Origin of the sequence: Streptomyces sp. NBC_00377 (assembly GCF_036075115.1) — a bacterium.
GTDB lineage: Bacteria > Actinomycetota > Actinomycetes > Streptomycetales > Streptomycetaceae > Streptomyces.
On sequence record NZ_CP107958.1, the window covers coordinates 5,510,991 to 5,522,024 of the forward strand.

General features: G+C 68.9%; 6 protein-coding genes, 1 rRNA gene and 1 pseudogene. 7 read left to right on the forward strand and 1 reads right to left on the reverse strand.

Going from position 1 to position 11,034, the window contains the following annotated elements; translation table 11 throughout:
* Positions 1–159: 159 nt before the first annotated feature.
* The 5 genes from OHS71_RS24705 (at position 160) to OHS71_RS24725 (ending at position 6,379) form a co-directional block, all read left to right on the forward strand.
* The gene (locus OHS71_RS24705; protein WP_328481531.1) at positions 160–1,293 is read left to right on the forward strand and encodes an SIS domain-containing protein; all 1,134 of its coding nucleotides are present in this window, start codon (positions 160–162) and stop codon (positions 1,291–1,293) included.
* A gap of 192 nt (positions 1,294–1,485) precedes the next feature.
* On the forward strand, positions 1,486–2,637 hold the full coding sequence (gene manA, locus OHS71_RS24710) for a mannose-6-phosphate isomerase, class I (protein WP_328481532.1): 1,152 nt from the start codon (positions 1,486–1,488) through the stop codon (positions 2,635–2,637).
* 135 nt (positions 2,638–2,772) lie between these two features.
* The gene (locus tag OHS71_RS24715) at positions 2,773–3,753 is read left to right on the forward strand and encodes a cation diffusion facilitator family transporter (protein WP_328481533.1); all 981 of its coding nucleotides are present in this window, start codon (positions 2,773–2,775) and stop codon (positions 3,751–3,753) included.
* 360 nt (positions 3,754–4,113) lie between these two features.
* Entirely contained in the window at positions 4,114–5,571 is a 1,458-nt protein-coding gene (ahcY, locus tag OHS71_RS24720; protein WP_328481534.1) for an adenosylhomocysteinase, read from the forward strand.
* 187 nt (positions 5,572–5,758) lie between these two features.
* Complete coding sequence (locus OHS71_RS24725; protein WP_328481535.1) at positions 5,759–6,379, forward strand: hypothetical protein; 621 nt, start codon at positions 5,759–5,761, stop codon at positions 6,377–6,379.
* Between the two features lie 292 nt (positions 6,380–6,671).
* On the opposite strand, the pseudogene OHS71_RS24730 reads toward OHS71_RS24725, so the two are convergent.
* Positions 6,672–7,664 (reverse strand): annotated as a pseudogene (locus OHS71_RS24730) (RDD family protein); the annotation flags it as partial.
* A 130-nt stretch (positions 7,665–7,794) separates the two neighbouring features.
* On the opposite strand from OHS71_RS24730, the gene OHS71_RS24735 reads away from it, so the two are divergent.
* A complete protein-coding gene (locus OHS71_RS24735; protein ID WP_328481536.1) occupies positions 7,795–8,802 on the forward strand; it encodes a stage II sporulation protein M in 1,008 nt (335 codons plus the stop codon).
* Between the two features lie 562 nt (positions 8,803–9,364).
* Positions 9,365–10,890: ribosomal RNA gene (locus OHS71_RS24740) — 16S ribosomal RNA — on the forward strand.
* The last annotated feature ends 144 nt before the right edge of the window (positions 10,891–11,034 follow it).

The following is an 11,034-nucleotide window of genomic DNA, read 5'->3' on the forward strand; positions in this document are numbered from 1 at the left end:
GGCCCACTGCCGTCAGCACCCTGCCGTGAGCCGAGCGGCCCCGGCAACGCCGCGCGCCCCGCCCGGTGCCACGCACCACCCACCCCGGGCGACGCCACGCCGCACCCCGCCCCCGGCCCCGCACACCGAAGACGCCCCAGGCGATCGGAGACTGCCGACATGCTCGACGACTCGCTGCTCGACACGCCGGAGGCCCTCGCCGAGGCCGACCGCCGGGCCCTCCTGCGTGGTGCGGCCGAAGCCGGCGCCCGCGTCCGCACCGCCGCCCGGCACGCGGCCGAGGCCGGCGTCCACACCCTCCGACCCGACGGACGCCCCCGAGCGATCCTCATCGCGGGCCCCGGCGCCGCCGCCACCTCCGTCGCCGACCTCCTCGGCACACTGGCCGGCGCCGCCTGCCCCGTCATCCGCCTGGCCCCCACCGGCGTCGCCCCCGCCGCGGGCGCCCTGCGCTGGGAACTCCCCGGCTGGGCCGGCTCCGTCGACCTCCTCCTCATCGCCACCCCCGACGGCAGCGAACCCGGCCTCTCCCTCCTCGCCGAACAGGCCTACCGCCGGGGCTGCACCGTCGCTGCCGTGGCCCCCGCCGACTCCCCGCTCACCGAAGCGGCGGGCGCCGCCCACGGACTGTTCGTACCGCTCGCGACCGCACCGTACGAACAGGACGAGCAGGTACCGGCCGCGGCCTCCGCCCCCGGCGTCCTGTGGGCCCTCCTCACCCCCCTCCTGGCCCTCCTCGACCGCATCACCCTGATCTCCGCGCCGCCCGAGGAGCTCGAACGGGTCGCCGACCGGCTCGACCAGGTCGCCGAACGCTGCGGCCCCGCCATCGCGACCTACAGCAACCCGGCGAAGACCCTGGCCGCCGAACTCGCCGACTCCCTCCCGGTGATCTGGACCGAAGGCACCTCGGCCGGACCCGCGGGCCGGCGCTTCGCCGCGGCCCTCGCCGAACTCGCGGGCCGCCCCGCCCTCGTGGCCGAACTCCCCGAGGCCCTCGCCGAACACAACGCGATCCTCGCCGGCCCCCTCGCCGGCAGCGCCGACCCCGACGACTTCTTCCGCGACCGCGTCGACGAAGCCCCCGCGCTGCACGCGCGCGTGGTGCTGCTGCGCGACCGCCCGATCGGCGGGCTCACCGCCGCGCCGGCCGCCCGGGAACTGGCCCTCAGCCACGACACGCCGATCAGCGAACTCGAGCCCGAGGCAGGCGACGAACTCGTCACCCTGGCCGAACTCATCGCGACGACGGATTTCGCCGCCGTCTACCTGGCCCTCGCCACGGGAGCCTGACCCACCCCGACCGCCTTCCGGAAGCGGCACCCGACGGCGGCCACCCGACGGACGCCTGACGACCCGACACCCCCCGCAGACCGACAGCTGTACAGCCACGAAGACGACGAAGACGACGACGAAGACGGACAGCCCCGCAGACGGACAGCCCGACGACCGGCACCCAGCAGACCCGCAGGCAGAGAGAACCGCATGGACCGCCTCGACAACACCGTCCGCCCCTACGCCTGGGGTTCCCCCACCGCGATCCCGCGCCTGCTCGGCACCGAGCCGACCGGTGAACCGCAGGCCGAGATGTGGATGGGCGCCCACCCGGGCGCACCCTCACGCACCGACCGGGGCACCCTCGTCGAGCTCATCGACGCCGATCCGCGCAAGGAACTCGGCGCGGCGACGGTGACCAAGTTCGGCCCCCGCCTTCCCTTCCTCCTCAAGATCCTCGCCGCCGGCGCCCCCCTCTCCCTCCAGGTCCACCCCGACCTGGCACAGGCCAAGGAGGGCTACGAGGACGAGGAGCGCCGCGGCATCCCCGTCGACGCCCCGCACCGCAACTACAAGGACGCCAACCACAAGCCCGAACTCATCTGCGCCCTCACCGAGTTCGACGGCCTGTGCGGCTTCCGCGCCCCCTCCCACGCGGCCGACCTCCTCGACGGCCTCGGCGTCGACTCCCTCAAGCCGTACGTCGACCTCCTGCGCGCGCACCCCGAGGAAGCCGCCCTGCGCGAGGTCCTCACGGCGATCCTCACCGCCGACCGCGAGGAGATGGCCCACACCGTCGCCCAGGCCTCCGTCGCCTGCGACCGCCTCGGCGGCGACTACGCCCCCTACGCCGGGATCGCCCACCACTACCCCGGCGACCCCGGCGTCATCGCCGCCATGCTGCTCAACCACGTCAGACTCCAGCCAGGCGAAGCCCTGTTCCTGGGCGCCGGCATCCCGCACGCCTACCTCGACGGCCTCGGCGTCGAGATCATGGCCAACTCCGACAACGTCCTGCGCTGCGGCCTCACCCCCAAACACGTCGACGTCCCCGAACTCCTGCGCATCGTCCGCTTCGAACCCGGTGACCCCGGCGTCCTGCGCCCCGAAGCAGCCCCCGACGGCGAGGAGGTCTACGACACCCCCATCGACGAGTTCCGCCTGTCGCGCTACGTCCTCCCGCCGGGCGCCCCCGCCCACGACCTCACCCTCCCCACCCCGCAGATCCTCCTGTGCACCGCGGGCGCCGTCCGGGCGGGCGAGCACGCGCTGACCCCCGGGACGTCTGTCTTCGTCCCCGCGGGGCACACGGCCGAAGTGACCGGTGCGGGTACGGTCTTCCGAGCCACGGTCGTCGTCTGACCCCGGTCGCGACGCCCTGAAGCACCGCTGCCGGACGGGGCTGCAAGAATGATCCCCCGGCAAAGGACGGGCAAAGCCGAACACGGGCGCGCCCACCACGGCTAACGCACGAAAGCGAAGGGACAACGCGAACACATGAGCGCGTCAGGCGGCACCAGGGCGATCGTGGCGGCACTCGGCGCCAACCTCGCGATCGCGGCATCGAAGTTCGTGGCGTTCGCATTCAGCGGCTCGTCGTCGATGCTCGCCGAAGGCGTGCACTCGCTCGCCGACTCCGGCAACCAGGCTCTGCTCCTCGTCGGCGGCAAGAAGGCCCAGCGCGAAGCCACCCCGCAGCACCCCTTCGGCTACGGCCGTGAGCGCTACATCTACGCCTTCCTCGTCTCCATCGTCCTCTTCTCGGTCGGCGGCATGTTCGCCATCTACGAGGGCTACGAGAAGATCAAGCACCCGCACGAGATCGAGCACTGGTACTGGCCCGTCGGGGTCCTCGTCTTCGCGATCATCGCCGAGGGCTTCTCCTTCCGCACCGCCATCAAGGAGTCCAACCCCCTGCGGGGCGACCACTCCTGGAAGGAGTTCGTCCGCCGGGCCAAGGCCCCCGAGCTGCCGGTCGTCCTCCTGGAGGACTTCGGCGCACTCGTCGGTCTCGTCCTCGCCCTCGGCGGCGTCGGCCTCGCGCTGCTCACCGACGACGGCATCTGGGACGGCATCGGCACGCTCTGCATCGGTGTCCTGCTCATCCTGATCGCGCTGATCCTGGCCGCCGAGACCAAGTCCCTCCTGCTCGGCGAAGCCGCCAACAGCGAGGACGTGCGCAAGATCGAGGCGGCGGTCGTCGACGGCGACACCGTCACCCGCGTCATCCACATGCGCACCCTCCACCTCGGCCCCGAGGAACTCCTGGTCGCCGCCAAGATCGCCGTCCAGCACGACGACACGGCCGGCCGGGTCGCCGCCGCCATCAACGCCGCCGAGGCCCGGATCCGCACCGCGGTCCCCATCGCCCGCGTCATCTACCTCGAGCCCGACATCTACAGCGAGGCCGAGGCCGCCAAGGGTTCCGACCGTGAGGCGACCCCGGGCGGGCCCGCCCAGCACCCGGCCGAGCACTGACCCGCACACCACCCCGACAGGGCCCGCCTCCCACTCGGCGGGCCCTGTCGCCGTCCCGCCCCGCGGCCCTCCCGGTACTCCCGGACCCCCGGCTTCCTCACCGTCCGTGTTCGGCGTGATCCGATCGGAGGTGGACTGGGGCCACCCCGCCTCTCCGGTGTAGCTTTGAACGGAGCCAGACGTCGCTGCTGATGGCGGTCGGGCGGACCCGGTGCGGACCGTCCGAGGGAGAGAGGGCCTCCGACGGATGCGCTGCGCGCACGCGGGCATGCACATGCCCCTGTCCGGGCACTCCTGTGCCCGTCGCCGCGCAGACCAGCCGTACCCACTCTCTCAACCCAACCCGAGGAGCAGCCCACCATGACGACTGTCGACAACCGACAGGACTTCAAGGTCGCCGATCTCTCCCTGGCCGTCTTCGGCCGCAAGGAGATCACCCTCGCCGAGCACGAGATGCCGGGCCTGATGGCGATCCGCAAGGAATACGCCGAGTCCCAGCCCCTCGCCGGCGCCCGCGTCACCGGTTCCCTGCACATGACCGTGCAGACCGCCGTCCTCATCGAGACGCTGGTCGCCCTCGGCGCCCGCGTCCGCTGGGCGTCCTGCAACATCTTCTCCACCCAGGACCACGCTGCCGCCGCCATCGCGGTCGGCCCGAACGGCACGCCCGAGAACCCGCAGGGCATCCCGGTCTTCGCCTGGAAGGGCGAGACCCTGGAGGAGTACTGGTGGTGCACCGAGCAGGCGCTGACCTGGCCGGACAGCCCCACCGGCGGCCCGAACATGATCCTCGACGACGGCGGTGACGCCACCCTCCTGGTCCACAAGGGCGTGGAGTACGAGAAGGACGGCAAGGTTCCCGCCGTCGACACCGCGGAGAACGACGAACACCGCGTCATCCTCGAACTCCTCAACCGCACCATCACCGACGGCTCCCGCAAGTGGACGCAGCTGGCCTCGGAGATCCGCGGCGTCACCGAGGAGACCACGACGGGCGTGCACCGCCTGTACGAGATGCAGCGCGACGGCGTCCTGCTCTTCCCGGCGATCAACGTCAACGACGCGGTCACCAAGTCGAAGTTCGACAACAAGTACGGCTGCCGGCACTCCCTGATCGACGGCATCAACCGCGCCACCGACGTCCTGATCGGCGGCAAGACCGCTGTCGTCTGCGGCTACGGCGACGTGGGCAAGGGCTGCGCGGAGTCGCTGCGCGGCCAGGGCGCCCGTGTCATCGTCACCGAGATCGACCCCATCTGCGCCCTCCAGGCGGCGATGGACGGCTACCAGGTCACCACCCTGGACGAGGTCGTCGAGACGGCCGACATCTTCATCACCACGACCGGCAACAAGGACATCATCCTCGCCTCGGACATGGCGAAGATGAAGCACCAGGCCATCGTGGGCAACATCGGCCACTTCGACAACGAGATCGACATGGCCGGCCTCGCGCAGCTCCCCGGCGTCGTCAAGGACGAGGTCAAGCCGCAGGTCCACACGTGGACGTTCCCCGACGGCAAGGTCCTCATCGTGCTGTCCGAGGGCCGCCTGCTGAACCTGGGCAACGCCACCGGCCACCCCTCGTTCGTGATGTCCAACTCGTTCGCGGACCAGACGCTGGCCCAGATCGAGCTGTTCACCAAGCAGGCCGAGTACCCCACGGGCGTCTACACGCTGCCCAAGCACCTGGACGAGAAGGTCGCCCGCCTCCACCTGGCCGCGCTCGGCGTCAAGCTCACCACCCTGCGCCCCGAGCAGGCCTCGTACATCGGTGTCGAGGTCGACGGCCCCTACAAGTCGGACCACTACCGCTACTGAGTCCGCAGCCCCGCCCGCTGGAAGCGCACCCGTGCACTGAGCGCTTCCCACACCGGGCAGGTCCTCGAAGGCAGGCCCCCGCACCCCCGTGCCGGGGGCCTGCCCCTTCGGCCTACAGCCGGACCGGCCGTCAGCTCCTCCGGCCGACTCGTCGAGACGGACCAGCCCGTCGCACCCCAGGACTTCGATGCCCCGCGGCCGCTATTCGCTCCACGATCCGCACGATCACACCCCCCTCGCACACGAACACTTCCAGTGCGCCCCCGGCCCCTCCGGCTGGCGCTACGTCTCCCGGCTGACCACCCCCGCCGGCGACGACACCGGCTCCGTCGACCTCACCCTCGACGACCTCGGCCGCCCCCTCCGCCTCGAACTCCACGCGAGCAGCTGGCAGGTACGAGGCGCAGCCCTCGACGGCGTGACCTGGGTCCGCACCGACCCCACCGGCACCCGCGCCACAGAAGGCAACGTCCCGGCCCACGCCTTCACCGGCACATCCCCCGCGTTCCTCATCGCCACCAGCCGGCTCCTACGCCTCGCCCCCTCTCCCTCTTCTCCCGCAACCCGCATCCGGCTCGTGGCCTTCACCGATCCGGTCCTCGCCCCGCGCACCGTGGACCAGTCCTGGTCCTTGCTGAGAAGAGAAACACACGCCACTGACAACGGCCCCCTGACCGTGGACGAATACCAGGTCACAGCCCTGGACACCGGTGAGCAGCACACGGTCCACATCGCCGGCGACGTCGTCCTCGCAGCCCCCGGCATCGAACTGGAAGACCTCGAGACGCCCCCGTCGACCTTCGACTGAACCCGCCCGCACCGAAGCCGCCCTCGAGGCCACCAGGAAGGGCCTACGCCGGAGGCACGAACCCGGAGACCGGCCCCCGCCCCCGATCGGCGACCGACTCCTCCTGAGCCGGCGCGGACCGTCCCCCGTCCGGCACAGGACCTCCAGCAGCAGCCGGTGACTGCGCCGCCCCGGACCCGGAAGCCACCGGAGGCCCGGACGAGGCCGGCGCGCCCCACGCAGGGGGCGCAGCAGGCGGAGCGGGCACAACAGGAGGAGCCGGCGCACCGTAGGACACCAGCGGGCTGTACGGCGTCGGTGGACTGTATGGCGCCGATGGACCGTACGAAGTGGCTGAACCGTAGGGAGCCGGCTGACTGTAGGGAGCGGGCGAACCGTACGACGGGGCGTGCTGACCGTACGGCGTCGGCGAACCGTACGACGGGGCTGGCTGACCGTACGGGGCTGGCGGGGCGAAGGCTCCCGGCATACCGAACCCTGTTCCGGTCCCCGCTCCGGCCGCACCCCCGCCCACGGGCGGCCGCCCCGCCACCGAACCGTTCCCGAAGGTCCGCCGCGCCTCCCGGACCTGCCGCTCCTGCGTCACCGCGGCCAGAAACGCGGCCGCCGGTACCCCCGGGGGCACCGGCGTACCCGTACGCGCCGCCAGATCACCGGCCAGCCGCTCCGCCATCGCCCCGCCGACCTGCGGATCCAGCTGGTTCATCCGCCCCAGGTACTGCCGGACCGCCAGCCACAGCCCGTCGGGCACCGCCGAAAGGTCCAGCGCCTGGAATCGTCCGGCCAGCCAGGGCGGGGGCGGTGGTACGAAACCGGACCGCGCGACAGGCACCCGCTCACGGACCACCAGCGTCCCGGCGAAGACATCACCGAGCCGTCGTCCCCGTGCCGACACGAGCGAGGCGATACAGGCCACCACCCCCATCGTCAGCAGGATCTCCACCACCCCGAGCGCACCCCGGACCAGCGCGTGCCTGAACCGGATCGGCCCACCGTCGTCGCGCACCACCCGCAACCCGCACGCCATCTTCCCGAGCGACCGCCCATGACTGAGCGTCTCGACCGCGATCGGCCCGCCCACCAGCACCAACAGGAAAGAGGCGATCGACAGGGCGACCTGCGCCGCCTCGTCGAGGGAAGCCGTCGCCGCTATGACAGCGATCGTCACGACGGTGTAGGCCACGATCGCCACGAAAAGGTCCAGCAGCGTGGCCAATGCACGGCTGGGCAGCCTGGCAGGCCGCAGCTCCAAGGCCACGGCCTCACCTGTCACCAGCTCACTCACGCCCGTCATCCCTTCCCTGGCCTGCCCCGAGAGCGGCCAGTCTGCCAAGCTGAGGGCCTGTCGCGCCGCAGTACGACAAGCTGACATCCATCACCGGCCGACGACGAACAGCCGAGGAGCAGGCACACCGATGGACCTGGACGTCTTCGTCTCCGCCCACCGAGCCGAATGGGACCGTCTCGACGCCCTCCTCCGCCGCCGGCGCGGACTCACCGGCGACGAGGCCGACGAACTCGTCACCCTCTACCAGCGCACCGCCACTCACCTCTCCCTGATCCAGTCCAGTGCCCCGGACCCCCAGCTCACCGGCCGGCTCACCCAGCTCGTGGCACGCGCGCGTAATGCGGTGACAGGAACCCGCCGTGCGTCGTGGCGGGACGTGACGCGCTTCCTCACCCAGAGCTTTCCCGCCGCCGTCTACCGGTCGCGCCACTGGTGGGTGCCCACCGCACTTCTCTCCACGGCCGTCGCCGCGCTTCTCGGCTGGTGGATCGGTACCCATCCGGAAGTGCAGTCCTCCATAGCGGCCCCCGACGAACTACGCGAGCTCACCCGACCCGGCGGCCTCTACGAGACCTACTACTCGAGCCATCAGGCCGCGGCCTTCGCCGCCCAGGTCTGGACGAACAACGCCCAGGCCGCCGCGATGTGCCTGGTCCTGGGAGTCTTCCTCGGCCTGCCGGTCCTCTGGGTCCTCTTCCAGAACATGCTGAACCTCGGCATCGGGGCCGGCCTCATGTCCTCGGCGGGCCGGCTCGACACCTTCCTGGGCCTCGTCCTCCCGCACGGCCTGCTCGAGCTGACCGCGGTCTTCGTCGCGGCCGGCACGGGGCTCCGCCTGGGCTGGACCGTGATCGACCCGGGCCCGCGCTCCCGGCGCACCGCCCTCGCCGAGGAAGGCCGAGCCGCGGTCGGCATGGCGATCGGCCTCGCACTGGTCCTCTTCGTCTCCGGCGCCATCGAAGGCTTCGTCACCCCGTCGGGGCTGCCCACCTGGGCCCGCATCACCATCGGCATCACAGCCGAACTGGCCTTCCTCGTCTATGTCTACGTCGTCGGCGGCCGAGCCGCGCGCGCCGGGGACACAGGAGATCTCGAGGCCGCCGAGCGCAGCGCCACGGTGCCGACGGCCGCCTGATGTGCGGATGACCCCGCGGGGCTGCTAGTCTCCTCTTCGCCCACAAACGCCGTTGACACGGAGTGCGTGGGGAGGTAGATTCGAACAGTTGCCTGGAACTGGAAAAGTCCGGTCGGCAGCGGTTAGTATCTGTCAGCCTCTTGAATCTTCTGATTCCGCAGAGGCCCCCGATAAGTCGGAAAATGAATGGCCGGTCAGACCGGCCCGAAACTTCTGATAAAGTCGGAACCGCCGGAAAGGGAAACGCGAAAGCGGGAACCTGGAAAGCACCGAGGAAATCGGGTCGAGAAAAGATCTGATAGAGTCGGAAACGCAAGACCGAAGGGAAGCGCCCGGAGGAAAGCCCGAGAGTATCGGGTGAGTACAAAGGAAGCGTCCGTTCCTTGAGAACTCAACAGCGTGCCAAAAATCAACGCCAGATATGTTGATACCCCGTCCCCGGCAGTGATAGCCGAGGATGAGGTTCCTTTGAAACAAAACACAGCGAGGACGCTGTGAACGGCCGGGCTTATTCCGCCTGGCTGTTCCGCTCTCGTGGTGTCGTCCCGATTACGGGAAAACATTCACGGAGAGTTTGATCCTGGCTCAGGACGAACGCTGGCGGCGTGCTTAACACATGCAAGTCGAACGATGAACCACTTCGGTGGGGATTAGTGGCGAACGGGTGAGTAACACGTGGGCAATCTGCCCTTCACTCTGGGACAAGCCCTGGAAACGGGGTCTAATACCGGATAATACTTCCACTCGCATGGGTGGAGGTTAAAAGCTCCGGCGGTGAAGGATGAGCCCGCGGCCTATCAGCTTGTTGGTGAGGTAATGGCTCACCAAGGCGACGACGGGTAGCCGGCCTGAGAGGGCGACCGGCCACACTGGGACTGAGACACGGCCCAGACTCCTACGGGAGGCAGCAGTGGGGAATATTGCACAATGGGCGAAAGCCTGATGCAGCGACGCCGCGTGAGGGATGACGGCCTTCGGGTTGTAAACCTCTTTCAGCAGGGAAGAAGCGAAAGTGACGGTACCTGCAGAAGAAGCGCCGGCTAACTACGTGCCAGCAGCCGCGGTAATACGTAGGGCGCAAGCGTTGTCCGGAATTATTGGGCGTAAAGAGCTCGTAGGCGGTCTGTCGCGTCGGATGTGAAAGCCCGGGGCTTAACCCCGGGTCTGCATTCGATACGGGCAGACTAGAGTGTGGTAGGGGAGATCGGAATTCCTGGTGTAGCGGTGAAATGCGCAGATATCAGGAGGAACACCGGTGGCGAAGGCGGATCTCTGGGCCATTACTGACGCTGAGGAGCGAAAGCGTGGGGAGCGAACAGGATTAGATACCCTGGTAGTCCACGCCGTAAACGGTGGGAACTAGGTGTTGGCGACATTCCACGTCGTCGGTGCCGCAGCTAACGCATTAAGTTCCCCGCCTGGGGAGTACGGCCGCAAGGCTAAAACTCAAAGGAATTGACGGGGGCCCGCACAAGCAGCGGAGCATGTGGCTTAATTCGACGCAACGCGAAGAACCTTACCAAGGCTTGACATACACCGGAAACGGCCAGAGATGGTCGCCCCCTTGTGGTCGGTGTACAGGTGGTGCATGGCTGTCGTCAGCTCGTGTCGTGAGATGTTGGGTTAAGTCCCGCAACGAGCGCAACCCTTGTTCTGTGTTGCCAGCATGCCCTTCGGGGTGATGGGGACTCACAGGAGACTGCCGGGGTCAACTCGGAGGAAGGTGGGGACGACGTCAAGTCATCATGCCCCTTATGTCTTGGGCTGCACACGTGCTACAATGGCCGGTACAAAGAGCTGCGAAACCGTGAGGTGGAGCGAATCTCAAAAAGCCGGTCTCAGTTCGGATTGGGGTCTGCAACTCGACCCCATGAAGTCGGAGTTGCTAGTAATCGCAGATCAGCATTGCTGCGGTGAATACGTTCCCGGGCCTTGTACACACCGCCCGTCACGTCACGAAAGTCGGTAACACCCGAAGCCGGTGGCCCAACCCCTTGTGGGAGGGAGCTGTCGAAGGTGGGACTGGCGATTGGGACGAAGTCGTAACAAGGTAGCCGTACCGGAAGGTGCGGCTGGATCACCTCCTTTCTAAGGAGCACTTCTTACCGATCCCCACGGGGTGAGGTCAGAGGCCAGTACATCGGCGTACGTCCGATGCTGGTTGCTCATGGGTGGAACGTTGATTATTCGGCATTCTCAGTCATCTCGGGCTGCAAGTACTGCTCTTCGGAG